This window comes from Streptosporangium sp. 'caverna', from assembly GCF_003203775.1.
Taxonomy (GTDB): domain Bacteria; phylum Actinomycetota; class Actinomycetes; order Streptosporangiales; family Streptosporangiaceae; genus Streptosporangium; species Streptosporangium subroseum.
Window position 1 is genome coordinate 4,997,258 of the sequence record NZ_CP029711.1, and the last position, 16,918, is coordinate 5,014,175.

Here is a 16,918-nt window from a genome sequence, read left to right on the forward strand (position 1 = left end):
ACGCAAAGTGAGGGCCGAGCGGAGGTGATCGGATGATCATCGGTTGCAGACGTGTTCACCCAGGTCTACCTCGGCCTGTGAAGACAATGAACGGCAGAATAGTATCTGTCAAGTATTTTAGAAACTTTTGAAGTCGAGTTCTGTATCAAGCTCGAAGCGCGGCTGAGACCATCGCGCCCGTGGCTCCGCCGGTGCCTGTGATCAAGCCGTCGCACGCCTGTAATGCGGCCGGCGCGAGGTGTCGAAGGTCAGGCCGAGGGCCCGATCCCGTCGCCGGACAGAGCGGTGTCGAGGGGAAGTTTCCCGGCGGCGGCCAGTCTGAGCAGGCGGTCCGCCGGTGCGGCGATGTGCGCGGCCAGCTGTTCGACCGCCGAAGCGCCGTCTCGGGCGATGGCCGCATCGGCCAGTTGCTTGTGTTCGCCCGCGGGGTCTCGCTCGGAATCGTCGCCCAAGGAGTCCGACAAGTGGCGATAGAGCTTGAACTCCTGGCGCAGCCGTGTCGCCAGGTCCAGCAGCCGCTTGTTCGTGCAGCCGAGCAGCAGGGCCCGGTGGAAGGCCGAGTGGGCCTCGTCCCAGGCTTCGTTGGTCCGTGCGGGATCGTCCGGATCTTTTTCGGGGGTTCTGGCGAGCATGTGGTGGGTGGCGACGATATTGGTCTCCCATCGCAGGTCGCCGTGCTCGATCGCGCGCCGGAACACCTCTGTCTCGACGTGCACGCGCACCTCGACGAGCTCGCGCAGGTCCACCGCCGACAACGGTGTGACCTGGAAACCTTGGTGCGGCTGCATCCGGACCAGCCCTTGGTCCGCCAGGCGGTTCAGCGCCTCCCGGATCACGCTGGGGCTGAGGCCGAATCGTTTGGACAGCGGTGGGAACTTCAGCCGCTCTCCAGGGCGGAGGCGGCCTGCGAGGATGTCGGACTGCAGACTCAACCACACCGCGTCCACCCGGGTTCCACCGGCTTCAGTCTTGGCCACGGGGACAGTGTAGGGATTCCCGGCCAACTTTAGAAAGTTGGCTCCGCTCATTTTCTTCGCCTGCGCAGGTCGCGGGCATGAAGCTGCCCGTCTCGACCGCAAACGCACTGCACGAGCGGCTTCGCATTGGCGGCACGCGAGGCCAGCCAGTCAATTTCAAGGTGAACTTTAGAATACTTATTGACAATCCGAAAGCTTGGGATCCACGATGGCTACCGCGAGACACCAGGCCCCGGTCCCGCCCATGCGATCAGTGACGATCCCGACACCGGTCCCGACATCGAGGAGAACCATGCGAGCCGCCCACGACGTCGTGGAAACCTGCGACGTGGTCTACCGGCAGGCAGGCGACGCCGACCTGCGGCTGGACCTGTACGTGCCGGAGGGGGGGACGTCGCGCCCCTCCGTGGTGTACGTGCACGGCGGAGCCTGGCTCATGGGGGGCCGCCGGGAGTTCTCGGAACGATTCGTCGCCCTGGCCCGGGCGGGCGTGGCCGTGGCCAGCATCGATTACCGGACAATCGACCGCGGTCCCTATCCGCGGCAGCGTGACGACATCCTCGGCGCGATCGACTGGGTGACGGAGCACGGCGCCGCCTACGGGCTCTCTACGGACCGGGCGGTCTTGATGGGCGCCTCGGCGGGCGCGCACCTGTCCGCGCTGGCCGCATTCGCCGCCCCGGATCGCGTCGCCGGCTTCGTTGGGCTGTTCGGGCGCTACGACCTGACATCGGCTGGTTCGGCCGTCGTGCCCGCGAGTCACTTGCAGGTCCCGGAGGTGATCCGCAAGAGCGTCCCACCGCCGGGCTTCGAGGGCTTGGACCACCGGGCGAGACTCGCTCTGCTCGCGGGGGTGGAGCCGGGGGATCTGTCCGAGGCCGTCCTGGGTGGGCTCAGCCCTCTCGCGCAGGTCCATGCCGGGGCGCCGGCGGTACTGCTCGCCCACGGCACGGGCGACGCGGTCGTGCACCACTCCCACAGCGTGCGACTGGCAGAGGCACTGGTCTCCGCGGGAACGCGCGAAGAGGTGAGCGTGATGCTGCTTCCGGGGGCCAACCACGAGGACCCGGTGTTCGCCGGCGCACGCTTCCTTGACGGCGTAGCCGAGTTCGTCCACCGCTGCACCGCCCAGGCCGGCGCGCGACTCCACTCCTGAGAGGCACCCCGTTGTTTGAAGATCAAAAAGACGCGGACGTCATCGTCGTCGGCGGAGGACCGTCGGGTTTGACCGTCGCCGGTGAGCTTGCGCGGGCCGGGGTACGCGTCTGCGTGCTGGAGCGCCGCCTCACAGGAGTCCAGTCACGGGCCGGCACGATCCTGCCACGGGTGCTCGAACTGCTCGACGCGCGCGGCCTCGCTGAACGGTTCATCGAGCGCGCCCGGCTCATCCGTGAAAATCCCTTCGTGCCCGTGCACATCTGGGGCGGAATGCAGCCCGTGCACTGGCGCCACCTCGACACCAGATTCCCGCACCGGCTGATCCTGCCGCAGAGCACGACCGAGGAACTGCTCACCGAGAACTGTCTCGAACTGGGCGTGCGGTTTGTCCGCGGGGCGACCGTGAACGGCGTCGAACAGGACTCTGAGGGCGCGCGCGTGACCGCGGAGATGGACGACGGCACCCTGAGCACGATGACCGCCCGCTACGTGGTGGGGGCCGACGGCGGACGCAGCGCCGTCCGCAAGCTGATGGGCATCGACTTCGTCGGCCACGACGCCACGTTCACCGGCATCGTCGCGGACGTGGCGATGGCCGCGCCCTGGCCCGAGGTCCGCAAGATGACCGACAACGCGCGAGGCTGGGTCAACGCGTTCCCCTTCGGCGGCGCTGAGGACCCTGTCCTGCGTTTCAACATCGTGCACGCCGACTCCCGGCGCGCCGACAAGTCCGAGCCGGTCCCCGACGACGAGGTGCGGCGGGTCCTGCGCGAGATCCTCGAGATGGACCTGGAGTTCGGCGAGGTCCGCTGGGCGTCACGCTACACCGACGCCATGCGGCTGGCCTCCCGGTTCTCGCAGGGGCGCGTGTTCCTGGTCGGCGAGAGCACCCGCATCCACTACCCGGCCAGCGGCGTGGGCATGAACTTCTGCATCCAGGACGCGTTCAACCTCGGCTGGAAGCTCGCAGCGGTGGTCAACGGGCACGCCTCCCCCGCGCTGCTGGACACCTACGAGAGCGAGCGCCGCCCGGTCACGGAGGCACTGCTGCGCAGCGTGGAGGCCCAGTGCGCCATCCAGTTCGACTTCAGTCCGGGTGGCATCACCTACCGGCGGATGTTCGAGCGCGACCTGATGCCGATACCCGAGGTCAACCGCCGGCTCGGCCTGGAGCTCAACGGACTCACCACCACCTACGCCACACCCGGAGCCGGCCACCCGCTGGCGGGTGCCCCGGTCCCCGACGCGGAGCTGCACACCCGAGAAGGACTCGTACGCATCGGTGAACTGCTGCGCGGCATGGAGTTCCTCCTCATCGACTGCACCGGTGACGACCGTTTCGCCGGCATCAAGTACCCCGCGGCGCCGATACGCGCGATCAGCGGCGTGCCGACACTCTGCCCGCCGGCACTCAAGGACGTCGGCGCTCTGCTTGTGCGCCCCGACGGTTATGTCGCGTGGGCCCAGAACGGATCAGGAGATACCATGCAGGCCCATCGGGCGATCGAGCACTACCTGGACCTGGCCCGATGAGCGCCCGCACGCTGATCCGCGACGCACGGGTGATTTCCATGGACCCGGCGATCGGGGACCTCGACCGCGGCGCCATCCTCATCGAAGGCACCCGCATCGTCGAGGTGGCCCCCTCGCTCAGCGCCGACGACGCCGAACAGATCGACGGCTCGGGCTGGATCGTCACGCCCGGGTTCGTCGACACCCATCGCCACACCTGGCAGAGCGCGATGCGGCACACCTACGCCGACCTCGACCCGATGCAGTACTTCGCCGAGGTGCTCGGCCGGATCGGGCCCTCCTACGAGGCCGACGACGTCCGCATCGGCAACCTGCTCGGCGCGGTGTGCGCCCTGAGCGCCGGCACGACCACGATGGTGGACTGGTCACATATCCAGAACACTCCCGAGCACTCTGATGCGGCCATCGAGGGGTTGCGCGCGGCGGGGATCCGGGGCGTGTTCGCTCACGGCTGGCCACTGGTGGTCGACGACAGCTGGCGCGTCGAGAGCCGGCTCGGCCACCCCCAGGACATCCGCCGGGTGCGCGACCAGTATTTCTCCTCCGACGATCAGCTGCTGACCCTTGCGATGGCGGCCCGCGGCCCCGAGGAAGCCGCGCCCGATGTCGCCTTCGATGACCTCAGGCTGGCGCGCGAGCTCGGCATCCGCACGACGGTGCACGTCGGCGCCTATGCCCGCAACGCCGACCACCACGCGGTGGCCCAGTATCACGCGGCCGGCCTTCTCGGCGACGACATGACGTTCGTCCACTGCAACCGTCTCCACCTGGAAGAGCTGCAGATGATCGCCGACGCCGGAGCCACCGTGTCGCTCGGCGCGCACTGCGAGATGAACTCGGCCGGGATCGGCGACATCCCGCTGGACAAGGTGCTGTCCCTCGGCATCCGGCCGAGCCTGAGCGGCGACACCGAGACCAAGTGCACCGGCGACATGTTCACCCAGATGAAGATGATCTTCGCCCACTACCGCTCCTGGATAGGCGGCGGACATTCCCAGGTGGCGGACCCCGTACCGCTGAAGATGCGCGACGTCCTCGAATTCGCCACCGTCCAGGGCGCCCGGGCGGTGGGGATGGAGTCCCACATCGGCTCGCTCACCCCTGGCAAGCAGGCTGACCTGGTCTGTATCCGCGCCACCGACCCGAACCTCGGGCCGGTCCTGAACCCGGTCGCCGCCGTGGTCCTCGCGGCCCACGAAGGCAACGTCGACTCCGTCATGGTCGCCGGCGAGTTCGTCAAGCGAGACGGCCGCATGACCCGGATCGACACCCGCAAGGTCGTTGACGAGGCACATGGCTCTCAGGAGCGCATCTCGGCCAGGGCGAGAGCCCGCGCGTGACACAGCCGTGCCGGCGCACGCCAGAGGAACCCGGATACGCCGAAGACCACCACGGATGACATCGTCGACGAAATTCGTCGTCACAGGCATGATCAGCGACTACCACCACGCTGCTTGACCGCAGCTCAGGCTACGTACTCACAGTCGAGCGAAACAGCGCCGGGATGCCGCGACGAATGGAGGATCGTGGACGTCTCGGCGATTTCACCATCGGCTCCCGGGCGCTGGTCGATGAACTGGCCGCCCGGCTCCACCCAACGGACGAAAGGCAATCCGCGTGACCCCCGTGCACATCCAGTCCGACAAGGACGAGTTCCTGCTCAGCCACCTGGGAGGTGTCGCATGACCCCCTTGCTGCGTCAGGTGCTCGGTCAGGTCAACAGCCCGGACCCGCGTCTGAACGAGATCGTTTCCGCTCTGGTCACGCACTTGCACGCCTTCGTGGAAGAGGTGCGCCCGACCGAGCGGGAGTGGATCGCCGGGCTCGACTTCCTCATCGAGACCGGCAGGATGTGCACGCCCGAGCGCAACGAGTTCATCCTGCTCTCCGACATGCTCGGCTTGACCAGCGCCGTCGACGACGTCAACCACGCCGGCCCCAAGAACATGACGCCGTCCTCGGTCGAGGGCCCCTTCCACTCCCCGGCGCCCGAGCGCGACCTCGGCGCCTGGATCAGCTTCGGACCGGAACGCGAACGCGGCATGCCGACCGTCGTCCACGGCCGGGTCCTCGACTGCGACGGCACCCCGTTGGCCGACGCACAGGTCGACCTGTGGCAGGCCAACGACACCGGCCTGTACGACACCCAGGACGAGACTCAGGACAAGGGCAACCTGCGCGGCCTGTTCACCACCGACGCCGACGGCCGCTACTGGTTCCGCACGATCCGGCCCAGCAGCTACCCGGTGCCCACCGACGGCACCGGCGGCAAACTGCTGCACGCCATCGGCCGCCATCCGATGCGCCCGGCCCACCTGCACTACCGGGTCACCGCCGCCGGTCACCGAACCCTCACCACACACGTGTTCCTGGCCGGCGACCCCTACCTCGACTCCGACGCCGCCTTCGCGGTCAAGGACGAACTGATCTGCCATCCCGTCGCTCATGACGACGGCGGCGAACAGTGGGACATCGATGCCCCCTACGAGGAGATCGGCTTCGACCTGAAGCTGGTCCCCGACGACTGGACAGAGGAGAAGGCGTGAAGCTCGCCGGAGTACAGCTCACCAGGGACGACACGGTCCACGTCGCACGGCTGGACGGCGACATCGTCCACATCGTGACCGACGTCGCCCGCTTCTGGACCGATGCCCGCGGCTGGACGGCCAAGGCCGCCCGGCTCAGCGGCGAAGGGCTGCCCGCCGAGTCGGTACGGTTCACGCCGCCGGTACCCCCGTCGGCGCGGGTGATATGCGTCGGGCTCAACTACCGTGCCCATGCCGCCGAGGGATCATTCGAAGTCCCCGAGTACCCGACCCTGTTCGGTCGCTGGACGGCCTCGCTCAGCGTCGGCGACGTGCCCGTGCCGGTCCCCACCGGAGAGGCAGGCCTGGACTGGGAGGGCGAGGTCGCCGCGTACATCGCCGAACCCCTGATCGACGCCGACTCCGCCACCGCGCAAGCGGCCGTGCTCGGCTACTCCACGTTCAACGACCTGACCGCCCGCCGAGCCCAGAAGCTCACCACGCAGTGGACGCTCGGCAAGAACGCTGACCACAGCGGCCCCATGGGCCCGATCGTGACCGCCGACGAGGTCGGCGACCTGCGCGACGGGCTGCGCCTCCAGACACGCGTCAACGGCACCGTCGTCCAAGACGGCAACACCCGCGACATGATCTTCAGCGTCGGCGATGTGCTCTCCCTGATCAGCCGCACCTTCCAGCTGAACCCCGGCGACGTCATCGCCACCGGCACACCTGACGGCGTCGGCTACGTCCGCACGCCGCCGTGGCTCCTGCAGCCCGGCGATGTCGTGGAGATCGAGATCGACCGGCTCGGTACGCTGCGCACGCCCATCGCCAGCCGCAACCGGCAGGGAAAACCTCGATGACCATCCCGTACTGGATCGACTTCCCGGAGAACACGTGAGCCGCGGACCGCTCACCGGGATTGTGGTGGCCGACCTCACACGCGCCCTGGCGGGACCGCACGCCACCATGATGCTCGGTGACCTCGGCGCCACCGTCATCAAGGTGGAGACTCCTGGCACCGGAGACGACACCCGCGGATGGGGGCCACCCTTCCTGGGCGGCGAATCCACATACTTCCTATCCGCCAACCGCAACAAGCGCTCCATCGAGTTGGACCTCAAGTCCGATGACGGCAAGCAGACCCTCGAAGCGCTCATCGGCAAGGCCGACGTGCTCGTGGAGAACTTCCGCACCGGCGTACTGGAACGACTCGGCTTCGGACCCGATCGGCTGGCCGAGCTGAACCCGCGGCTCGTGGTGCTCAGCATCAGCGGCTTCGGCCACGACGGCCCCGACGGAGGCCGGCCTGGTTACGACCAGATCGCCCAGGGCGAGGCGGGGCTGATGTCGCTGACCGGCTCACGACCGGACGATCCGCAGCGCGTGGGAGTGCCGATCGCGGACTTGCTGGCCGGCATGTACGGCGCCTACGGCGTGCTCGCCGCCCTCCTCGAACGCCGGCACACCGGGGTCGGCCAGGTCGTGCGCACCTCCCTGCTGGCCGCCGTCGTGGGCGTACACGCCTTCCAAGGCACGAAATGGACCGTGGCCGGCGAGGTCGGTCACGCCCAAGGCAATCATCATCCGTCCATCTGCCCGTACGGGTTGTTCCGCACCCGGGACGGCGCCGTGCAGATCGCCATCGGCAGCGAGGGACTGTGGCGGCGGTTCTGCACCACATTCGGGCTCGACGCGGACCGGCCCGGCATGGCCACCAACCCCGAGCGCGTCGCCAACCGCCCCGTAGTCATCGAACTGGTCGAGGAGCTGTTCGCGGCGCACGACACCGCCTCGCTCCTGGACCTGCTCGCCGAGGCGGGCGTGCCCGCCGGACAGGTACGCGACGTGCGCGAGGTCTACGCCTGGGACCAGACCCGCAGCCAAGGGCTTGTCCTCGACGTCCGGCACCCCACCCTGGGGCCGATCACGCTGCCGGGACCGCCGCTGCGTTTCTTCACCCCCGACGGTGCCGAGCAAACCTTCACGGACCACCTCGCGCCGCCCCTGCTCGGCGATGACTCCGTGGCGATCCAAGCCTGGCTCGCCGGCGAAGCCCCGCTCGCGGAGGGCGCATGAAGGCCCGCGAATTCCTCGCGACCCTGCTCGACGCCGGAACCTACTGTTCCTGGGACGCCCCGCCAGTGAACGTGCGCCCCGACCGCACCTACGCCGCCGAACTGGCCGCCGCACGTGAGAAGACAGGCCTCGACGAATCGGTGATCACCGGCTCCGGCTTGCTGCGCGGGCGCCGCGTCGCAGTCGTCGCAGGGGAGTTCGACTTCCTAGGCGGGTCCATCGGAGTGTCCGCGGCCGAACGCTTGGCGTCGGCCGTGGAACGTGCCACGGAAGAACGGCTTCCGCTCATCGTGGCCCCGGCGTCGGGCGGGACACGCATGCAGGAAGGCACCGTGGCCTTCCTGCAAATGATCAAGATCGCCACGGCGGTGGCCGCGCACAAGGACGCCGCCCTGCCCTACCTCGTCTACCTGCGTCATCCCACCACCGGCGGCGTGCTCGCCTCCTGGGGCTCGCTCGGCCACCTCACCCTGGCCGAGCCCGGCGCGCTGATCGGCTTCCTCGGGCCGCGGGTGTATGAGGCCCTGTACGGCGCCCCGTTCCCCGAGGGGGTTCAGACGGCCGAGAACCTGCATGCTCACGGGCTCGTGGACCTGGTGGTCGATCCCACGGCGCTGGCCGATATCCTCGACCGCGCCCTCGGCGTCATCACTGCTCGCGGCGGCGTCCCCGCAGGCGTGTGGCGGAATACGAATGAGGTGGCCTGCGGGCCCGACACCTCCGCCTGGGACTCCGTGCTCGCCACCCGCAAGCCGGACCGCCCCGACGCGCAGCGTTTTCTGCAGAGCGCGGCACCGGGCGCGCTCCAGTTCGGCCTCCCCGGCTGTGGGATCATCCTCGCCCTGGCCCGCATCGGCGAGACGCCTTGCGTATTCGTTGGCCAAGACCGTATGCAGAACGCTCTTGGACCGGCCGCCATCCAGGTGGCCCGCCGAGGCATCCGGCTCGCCGCGGAGCTACGGCTGCCGCGGAGCTACGGCTGCCGCTGATCACCTTGATCGACACGCCGGGGGCGGAACTGTCTCGGGCAGCCGAGGAAGGGGGTCTAGCCCGGGAGATCGCCCACTGCCTAACCGAGCTGGCCACGCTGCCGTCGCCCACGGTGTCCCTGCTGCTGGGCCAGGGCGCCGGTGGTGCAGCGCTGGCTGTCCTGCCCGCAGACCGCGTTCTCGCCGCTCAGCACGGTTGGCTGGCGCCGTTGCCGCTCGAAGGGGCGAGTGCCATCGTGCACCGCACGCCGAGCCGGGCCGCCGACCTCGCCGACGCCCAGCGCATACGAGCCAAGGACCTGGTCAAGGCAAAACTCGTGGACATGATCATCCCCGAGTACGACGATGTCACGGCCGAGCCCGACGAGTTGTGTCACAGAGCGGCGCAGGCCTTGCGACACGAACTCACGCAGCTCGTGGCCATGGACCCGGCCACACGGCTGGAGGAGCGGCGGCGCCGCTACCGCAGGCTGACCTAAGGGAAGCGCCCCATGTCCAAGCCGATCTCAGAGATGATCGCACGGGCTGCGGTCGGACCGACTCCCGGGATCTCATCGAGCCGATCGGCCACGTCGGCGAACGGGGCGATTTCTTGCACGATCGCGTCGTCGAGAACCGCGATGTCTCTGTCCCAGGAGGGCTGATGCTGCCCACGCCGTGATCACTGGCTCGATCAGCGCCCATCGCTCGTCGGATAGACAGCTGGGATAAGGCTTGTACTCGCCCATGCCGCCAGTTCATCACAGCCGCATCGGATGTCAACTCTCCGTCACACGATCCCCCCTCCACGGCACCAGCCCGGTCGACGCTTCGACCGGACACTGGGATGCCATGCTCTGAGCATCGAGTCCACGGACCGCGTCGGATCTCGTGCGTGTTGACCGCTTAGCGTTCGGCGTCGCTCAGGCCGGGCTGGGTGAGCACATCCCTGTTGTACGGTACCGCCCGTAAGCGGTTGTAGGGACACCAGAGGCAGTAGCTCCGGCTCGACGGCGTGCCACCACAACCACTAGGTGAACACTCGGCCTGCAGCCGGGGAAGCGGGTCAGGATTGGGCGCCGAGTCAGCGTCCAGCACACGCGCGACAATGAGGTCGTTCGTCGCGAGCATCCCCGATCAAACGCGCACCGGCACGGAAGCCGCGGCGATGTCCGGGTCGTACTCGTAGATCCATCCGTTGGCGACCAGCGGGTCCGCGCCTGCGAAGTCGCGGTCGCGCACCTCCTGCTCCAGGCCGTCAGGCAGGTGGTTGACGTGCGACCTCGCGTGGCTGATCTCCTGGATCCGGGTCGTGCGCGGAATGCGCACCGCGTCGTACCGCTGGAGTGCCCGGACGGGATCGCTGACGTCGTCGGCGATGCAGCGGGCGAGGACGGCGGCGTCCTCCATGGCCTGCGCCGCGCCCTGTCCGAAGAACGGGAACATCGGATGCGCGGCGTCGCCCAGCAGTGTGACCGGCCCGCTGCTCCAGCGGTCCAACGGCGCACGGTCGAGCAGCGCCCAGCGTCCCGGCGTGTCCGCCGCGCGGATCAGATCGACCAGCCTCGGGTCCCAGCCGTCGAACTCCGTGAGGAACTCCTCGACCGTCGCGGTCGCGCTCCACGACTCGACGGTGATATCGCCGGCCGGGGCGAAGGCCACCAGATTCACGTACTCACCCGCCGATACGGGATAGTGCACCAGATGGTGCTCGGGCCCGATCCACAGGGACTGAGCGTGCCTGCGCGCGAAGGCGGGCGCGCGGTCAGCCGGCACCAGCGCGCGGAAGGCGCAGATTCCCGAGTACGTCGGCTGTGTGGGCCTGGCGATCGCGTTCCGTACGATCGAGTGGATGCCGTCCGCCCCGATGACGATGTCGGCCTCCACCACCTCGCCGTCGTCGAATCGCAGGACCGGGCACTCGGCGCGGAAGGTCAGCTCGACGCAGCGCTTGCCGAGGCGGAACGCGGTCTCGGGCACCGCGTTTTTGATGGCGTCCAGCAGATCCGCCCTGTGGGCGGTGTAGGTCTGCTCGCCGTACAGCCGCTCGCACGACGCGGCGAGGTCCTCGGCGGACAGTACGGTTCCGTCCTGCCAGCGCCGGAACTCCCATCCGACGTCCAGCTGAACGGCCCGTTTCACGAACGTCTCCAGCACGCCGAGCTGACGCAGCAGACGGGCCGCGTTGGGTGCGACCACCAGCCCGGCGCCGACCTCCCTCAGCTTCGGTGCCTGCTCGTACACCGTGCTGGGCAGTCCCGCTCGATGGAGGAACGCGGCTGCGACGAGCCCGCCGATTCCGCCGCCGAGGATCGCGATCCGCGGTGTCCGGGTTGTCGATCCGACCATCGTTGTCGTACCCCACTTCGTCATGGCTCGTCTGGCGAACCCATCAAGTTGTCATGGTGACGGACACAGATCCCGCTCCGGGGTCTGTAGTCGTTCAATGAACATTGAATGTGCGCGTAGCATCGGATTGATCATCAGAGAGGGGTGCGGTATGCCGCGAACCAACGAGCCCGGCCGGAGTGTGAGCTCGCGCCTCCTGGAGATCCTCTTCGTGTTCCGACCCGACCAGCGTGTGCTCAGCCTCGCCGACCTGGTACGGGTGCCACCGGAATACGGCGGAAACGGGCCGCGCTCTTGATCGCCGGTCGTTAAACTCCTGACTTCACGCTGGATGAGATGACCAAGAAGATCCGCACCGAGGTGAACCACGGATTCTTCACGCTGGTGTCCGCCCGGGTCAACGCCGGAGCCCAGGTGAGGCTGGCCCGGCTGCTGCTGGTCGACCCCATCACCCGGCGCAGCGCGTACGACGGTTTGAAGGACGCGGCGCAGGCGGTGTCGCTCAACAAGTTCAAGGGCCGCCTGGCGTTCCTGCGGGAACTGGACGCCCTCGGGCCGACCGAGGCGTGGCTGGAGGGGATCCCGCCGGGGAAGATCGCGCATTTCGCCGGAGAGGCGAGGGTCACCGATGTCGCGGACCTACGGAAGGTGCTGGATGAGGACAAGCGCCTCACATTGATCGTGAGCCTGCTGCACACGGTGCGGACCGGGGTGCGGGACGACGTGGTCACCATGTTCTGCAAGCGGATCGCGACGATCCACAAGAAGGGGCGCGACCAGCTGGAAGCCCTGCGGGAGGCGCACCGAGCCGAGTCCGAACGCCTGCTGGGCGTGTTCGGCGATGTTTTGGACGGCGTCCGCGAGGCGGTCACACCCGCCGAACTCGATGCGGTCGGCCCGCTGCCGGGCGGCGCGAGCACCGATCCCACCGCGAGCGCGGGCTCCGGATCCGGGGATGTGGCCGAGCGAGCGGGCCGCCTGGTGTTGAAGGCGCTGGAGGAGGCCGGCGGCCTGGACGCTTTGGCGGCCGCGCACGAGGCGGTGTCGGCCTATCACGGCAACAACTACCTGCCGCTGCTCGACCAGCACTACCGGTCCCACCGCTCGGCGCTGTTCACCCTGGTTGACTCGATCAACCTGGAGTCGACCAACGCCGAGCGCAGCGTGCTGGACGCGGTGGAGTACCTGCAAGCCCAGCGCAACGCGCGGGCGGTGTTCGTTCCCGACCGGATCAGCGTGCAGCGCGCGGGCCCGGACGGCGCCCCGGTCGCGGTGGAGCTGGTGGTGGACGTGGACGCGTTCGCTTCGAGGATGTGGCGGAAGATCCTCAAGGATCCGGACCGGCCGGTTCATCCCATGTGGCGTATGGGAGGCGGTCTACATCATCGAAGGGCTGTTGAAGAACGCCTCGGAGATCCAGCCCGACACCATCCATGCGGACACTCAAGGCCAGTCGCTGCCGGTTTTCGGGCTCGCCGCGCTCATGGGCTTCGACCTACTGCCCCGTATCCGCAACTGGCACGACCTGATCTTCTACCGGCCCACCCCGGGCACCCGGTACCAGCACATCGATTCGCTGTTCGGCGATGAGGTGATCGATTGGACTCTCATCGAGACCCACTGGACGGACCTACTCCGTACCGCGATCTCGATCCGGGAGAACCGGCTGTCCTCAGTGACTCTGCTGCGCCGCCTGGGCAACCACTCTCGCAAGAACCGGCTCTACCGAGCCTTCCGCGAGCTCGGCCGCGCGGTCAGGACGATCACGCTCTTGCGGTATTTGTCGGATCCAGACCTTCGCGAGCAGATCACCCAGGTCACCAATCACAACGAGTCCTTCCACAACTTCGCCGACTGGCTGATGTTCGGCGGCAAGCTCATCGGCCACAACGATCCCGACTACCAAGAGAAGATCATCAAGTTCAACGAGTTGCTGGCCAACTGCGTCATTTACTCGACCGCTCAGGACATCACGGACGCGGCCAACGCCATCGCCGCCGACGGCCACCCCGTCGACCTCGATGACCTGGCCACCATCTCGCCCTACATCACCCACGTCATCCGCCGGTTCGGCAACTGGATCCTCAACCTGACCCCGCCGGCCGCCAACCCCACCACCCGACTCGACCTCGAGTCCCAAGTCCTCTTCGCCCCATAACCGGCGGCTCGCTCGCCGCTGCGGGTGTTCTTCGGCACCGAAGGGCTGCGGATGACCCAGCAGGCCTACGCCAAGCGGCTCAAGACGTGGGCCGACTGGGAGGAGCTGTCAGCGGCCGCTCACTGACTGCTTGGCCTCCTGACTGTTCGGCCCGGACGCCCCTCGGTGTCCGGGCCGCGGTCAGCCACAGGCCGGTGAACACGGCGCAGGCCAGCGTCACGGCACCCGCCGCGAGGAAAGCGCTGTTGAGGCCGGACTCGAAGGAGGCTCCGCCGGACTCCCGCGTGTGAACGATCGCCCCGAGCACCGCCACGCCGAGCACCGCGCCGATCTGCCGGGTGGTGCTGCTGACGCCCGAGGCGAGGCCGCCCTCCTGCGGGCTGACCGCCTGGATGGCGGCCCCGGTCAGCGGCGACAGGGTGAGAGCGAACCCGATGCCGACGACCGCCAGCCGCCACCACACGTTCCCGTAGCCGGTATCGGCGTGGACGAAGCCCAGCGCCAGCAGCCCCAGCCCGGCCAGCGCCAGGCCGATGCTGACGACGACACGGAAGCCGTACCTGGCCGCGAACCGGCCCGCGTACGGGCTGACGATCACCATGGCCAGCGTGGCGGGCAGGGTCTGCAGCCCGGCGACCAGGATCGAAGTGCCCTGGACGTAGACGAAGAACTGGGAGAAGAAGAACGACGACCCCATCAGCGCGAACCCGACCACGACCATCGCCGTGTTGGACACCGTGAACAGCCGCTGACGAAACAGCCGCAGCGGCAGCATCGGCGTCGACACACGAGCCTCGACCACGACGAACGCGGCCAGGAGCACCAGCCCGGCGCCGAAACTGCCCAGGATCACCGGCGAGGTCCAGCCTCGGGAACCGCCCTCGATCAGGCCGTAGGTCACAGCGCCCACGCCCACGGCGGACAGGACCGTGCCGGGGACGTCGATCGGCGGCGCGCTCGGGTTGCGGGACTCCCCCAGCACGCGCAGCCCGGCCAGCAGCAGGACCGCCCCGATGGGCACGTTGACCAGGAAGATGGCGGGCCAGCCGAAGGCCTCCACCAGGATCCCGCCCGCCAGCGGTCCGGCAGCAAGGCCGATGCCGCTGAACCCGGCCCACAACCCGATCGCTCTGACGCGCTCTCTCGGGGCGGGATACGCGGCGGCGAGCAGCGCTAGTGAGGCGGGGCTCAGCGCCGCGGCCCCGACGCCCTGCAGTACCCGCCCGGCGATCAGCCAGCCGATCGAGGGCGCGAGCGAACACACCACCGACGCGGCCGTGAACACCACCACCCCGGCCAGGAACACCCGCCTGCGGCCGAACCGGTCGGCGAAGACGCCGCCCGACAGCAGCAGCATGGCCACCAGCAGCACGTAGGCGTCGACGATCCACTGCAGGCCGGTCAGCCCGGTGTGGAGCCGCTGCTGCATGTCGGGCAGGGCGGCGCCGACGATCGTGTTGTCGAGCAGCACCATGAACTGACCTGCGCAGGTCAGGGTGAGCAACGCTTTCACGTACACCTCTCCTAAAAGCAGTCAATGACTGCGTTAACATAGACCCTCGTAGGATCTAACGCAAGTCTCGACTGCGTTAGGGTGGGGGCATGGATGAGCAGGGGCGGGCCAGGCGGCCCGGCGGGCGCAGCGCCCGGGTCCGCGCGGCAGTGCACCAGGCCGTTACCGAGCTGGCCAGGGAGCGCGGCTACGGAAACTTCACAGTCGGCGACATCGCGGCCCGCGCGGGCGTGGCCGACACCAGCCTCTACCGCCGGTGGGGCAACCTCCAAGCCCTGCTCAGCGATGTGCTGCTGACCCGGCTCAACGCGCAGTCGCCGATGCCTGACACCGGCAGCCTGGCCGGCGACCTGCGGACCCACGCCGCCAACGTGGCCCGCGAGGTCACCGGACCCGACGGCCTGGCGCTGGTGCGGCTGACCATCGCGCTGTCAGGCGAGGGTCAGCAGGGCCTTCAGGCGCGCGACGAGCTCCTGGCCGACCGCACCAGGCAGTTGCAGGCCATGTTCGACCGCGCCCGCGACCGCGGCGAGGACCCGCCTGACGTACTGGAGGTGCTGGACCATCTCCTGGCGCCGATCTACATGCGCGTCCTGTTCGGCGCGGGCCCGCTCACCCCTGACTACCTCGACGGATTGGTCGACCGGTTGCTCGCCTGATCCAGTCCGTCGCGCTATGGAACAGCCGGTACCTGTCGACCGCCGTCGACGAGCTACGCCCCCATCACTACTTGTGGCTGGGGGTCAGTTTCGGGAATGGGATGCCGAGTTGGTTGCGGGATAACGTTCGTTATCTGGCAAGACCAAGATCGAATGGCCATAGTGAGCAGGGAATCATCCCTCCATGATGGGCCGTTCGATTCCCAGTTATCTGGCAACTCGGCGCACGGGAGGGTAAAGACGTGGATCCGGTGATCGTCGAACACCTCGGCAAGGACCATCCGCTCGCCCGCCACCTCGATGACTTCCTCACCGACCGCAAGAACGCGGGCGCCTCCCCGCACACCCTGCGCGCCTACCGCGGCGATCTCCTCCAGTTCACCCCGCACTGCGACGGCGAGATCGCCGAACTGGCCGCGCCGCCCATCCGGGAGTTCCTCGACGACTTCGACCTCCGTCAAGACGACGAGCACGTCCGCATCCACGGCAAGGGCGGCACCGTCCGCACTGTCCTGCTCGACGACCGCGGCTACGTCGCCCTCCTCAAGCTCTACCTGAGTCGCGCCGGCTACCGGTTCGGCCCCGTCTTCCGCGCCAGCATCAACAGGACCGGCGGACCGCTGTCCTACGACGCCGCCCACCACCGGTGGCAGGGCTACTGCGAGGCGGCCGGAGTCGACATCGAGATCCACCAGCTACGGCACGCCCACGCCACCGAACTCATCAACGCCGGTGTCTCCATCGAGGCCGTGCGTCGCCGTCTCGGCCACGCTTCTGCCGAGACCACCCAGCTGTACGCGCTGCTGGACGACAAGGTCACCGACGCCGAGATCCGCGCAGCCCGACGACGCCGAACCGCCGGGCGATGAACCGACGGATCACCAATACCCACGACCAAGATCATTCTCGGCGATAACCGCTGTCCGCAGGTTCCCCAGCCCTGTGGAAGTCGCCGACGGCGAGTCGGTCGCTGAGGCCGCCCGCACGCTCAAGATC

Annotated in this window: 14 protein-coding genes; 11 read left to right on the plus strand and 3 right to left on the minus strand. The window is 68.3% G+C overall.

The features are described from left to right. Positions 1–248: 248 nt before the first annotated feature. Positions 249–977, minus strand: a complete 729-nt coding sequence (locus tag DKM19_RS22035; RefSeq protein WP_110697952.1) for a GntR family transcriptional regulator — start codon at positions 975–977, stop codon at positions 249–251. Between the two features lie 292 nt (positions 978–1,269). On the opposite strand from DKM19_RS22035, the gene DKM19_RS22040 reads away from it, so the two are divergent. From DKM19_RS22040 to DKM19_RS53015, 8 genes are all read left to right on the plus strand, one after another. After that, complete coding sequence (locus DKM19_RS22040; protein ID WP_162641672.1) at positions 1,270–2,133, plus strand: alpha/beta hydrolase; 864 nt, start codon at positions 1,270–1,272, stop codon at positions 2,131–2,133. 11 nt (positions 2,134–2,144) lie between these two features. Continuing rightward, positions 2,145–3,668 (plus strand): FAD-dependent oxidoreductase, encoded by a 1,524-nt coding sequence (locus DKM19_RS22045; RefSeq protein WP_110697956.1) that lies wholly within the window; start codon positions 2,145–2,147, stop codon positions 3,666–3,668. Beyond that, complete coding sequence (locus tag DKM19_RS22050) at positions 3,665–5,008, plus strand: amidohydrolase family protein (protein ID WP_110697958.1); 1,344 nt, start codon at positions 3,665–3,667, stop codon at positions 5,006–5,008. The genes DKM19_RS22045 and DKM19_RS22050 overlap by 4 nt, the downstream gene beginning before the upstream one ends. Before the next feature lie 342 nt (positions 5,009–5,350). Next, positions 5,351–6,214: a dioxygenase gene (locus tag DKM19_RS22055; protein ID WP_110697960.1), complete on the plus strand. Its 864-nt coding sequence runs from the start codon at positions 5,351–5,353 to the stop codon at positions 6,212–6,214. Beyond that, positions 6,211–7,059, plus strand: coding sequence for a fumarylacetoacetate hydrolase family protein (locus DKM19_RS22060; RefSeq protein WP_110697962.1), 849 nt, complete (start codon positions 6,211–6,213; stop codon positions 7,057–7,059). Before DKM19_RS22055 ends, DKM19_RS22060 begins: the two co-directional genes overlap by 4 nt. A 34-nt stretch (positions 7,060–7,093) precedes the next feature. Beyond that, positions 7,094–8,275, plus strand: coding sequence for a CaiB/BaiF CoA-transferase family protein (locus DKM19_RS22065; RefSeq protein WP_239514381.1), 1,182 nt, complete (start codon positions 7,094–7,096; stop codon positions 8,273–8,275). Continuing rightward, a complete protein-coding gene (locus tag DKM19_RS22070; protein WP_369989589.1) occupies positions 8,272–9,264 on the plus strand; it encodes a carboxyl transferase domain-containing protein in 993 nt (330 codons plus the stop codon). The genes DKM19_RS22065 and DKM19_RS22070 overlap by 4 nt, the downstream gene beginning before the upstream one ends. A gap of 5 nt (positions 9,265–9,269) precedes the next feature. Then, a complete protein-coding gene (locus DKM19_RS53015) occupies positions 9,270–9,743 on the plus strand; it encodes a carboxyl transferase domain-containing protein (RefSeq protein ID WP_369989591.1) in 474 nt (157 codons plus the stop codon). A 637-nt stretch (positions 9,744–10,380) separates the two neighbouring features. On the opposite strand, the gene DKM19_RS22080 is transcribed toward DKM19_RS53015, so the two are convergent. Beyond that, complete coding sequence (locus tag DKM19_RS22080) at positions 10,381–11,592, minus strand: FAD-dependent monooxygenase (RefSeq protein ID WP_110697966.1); 1,212 nt, start codon at positions 11,590–11,592, stop codon at positions 10,381–10,383. 1,396 nt (positions 11,593–12,988) lie between these two features. Between DKM19_RS22080 and DKM19_RS50800 the strand changes: the two genes are divergently transcribed. Next, positions 12,989–13,750 (plus strand): transposase, encoded by a 762-nt coding sequence (locus DKM19_RS50800; RefSeq protein ID WP_239514382.1) that lies wholly within the window; start codon positions 12,989–12,991, stop codon positions 13,748–13,750. A 79-nt stretch (positions 13,751–13,829) separates the two neighbouring features. On the opposite strand, the gene DKM19_RS22095 is transcribed toward DKM19_RS50800, so the two are convergent. Continuing rightward, the gene (locus DKM19_RS22095) at positions 13,830–15,263 is read right to left on the minus strand and encodes an MFS transporter (protein WP_204358936.1); all 1,434 of its coding nucleotides are present in this window, start codon (positions 15,261–15,263) and stop codon (positions 13,830–13,832) included. 89 nt (positions 15,264–15,352) lie between these two features. Here DKM19_RS22095 and DKM19_RS22100 point away from each other — a divergent pair, with 89 nt between their 5' ends. Together DKM19_RS22100 and DKM19_RS22105 are read left to right on the plus strand one after the other, a co-directional pair. Further along, on the plus strand, positions 15,353–15,922 hold the full coding sequence (locus tag DKM19_RS22100) for a TetR/AcrR family transcriptional regulator (RefSeq protein WP_110697968.1): 570 nt from the start codon (positions 15,353–15,355) through the stop codon (positions 15,920–15,922). Between the two features lie 242 nt (positions 15,923–16,164). Continuing rightward, positions 16,165–16,791, plus strand: a complete 627-nt coding sequence (locus DKM19_RS22105; protein ID WP_110697970.1) for a tyrosine-type recombinase/integrase — start codon at positions 16,165–16,167, stop codon at positions 16,789–16,791. Positions 16,792–16,918: the final 127 nt, after the last annotated feature.

Bases quoted from the DNA above. Each gene is read 5' to 3' on its own strand.
- DKM19_RS22055 (WP_110697960.1), top strand. From the start codon at position 5,351: ATGACCCCCTTGCTGCGTCAGGTGCTCGGTCAGGTCAACAGCCCGGAC.
- DKM19_RS22070 (WP_369989589.1), top strand. From the start codon at position 8,272: ATGAAGGCCCGCGAATTCCTCGCGACCCTGCTCGACGCCGGAACCTAC.
- DKM19_RS22080 (WP_110697966.1), bottom strand. From the start codon at position 11,592: ATGGTCGGATCGACAACCCGGACACCGCGGATCGCGATCCTCGGCGGC.
- DKM19_RS22040 (WP_162641672.1), top strand. From the start codon at position 1,270: ATGCGAGCCGCCCACGACGTCGTGGAAACCTGCGACGTGGTCTACCGG.
- DKM19_RS22100 (WP_110697968.1), top strand. From the start codon at position 15,353: ATGGATGAGCAGGGGCGGGCCAGGCGGCCCGGCGGGCGCAGCGCCCGG.
- DKM19_RS22050 (WP_110697958.1), top strand. From the start codon at position 3,665: ATGAGCGCCCGCACGCTGATCCGCGACGCACGGGTGATTTCCATGGAC.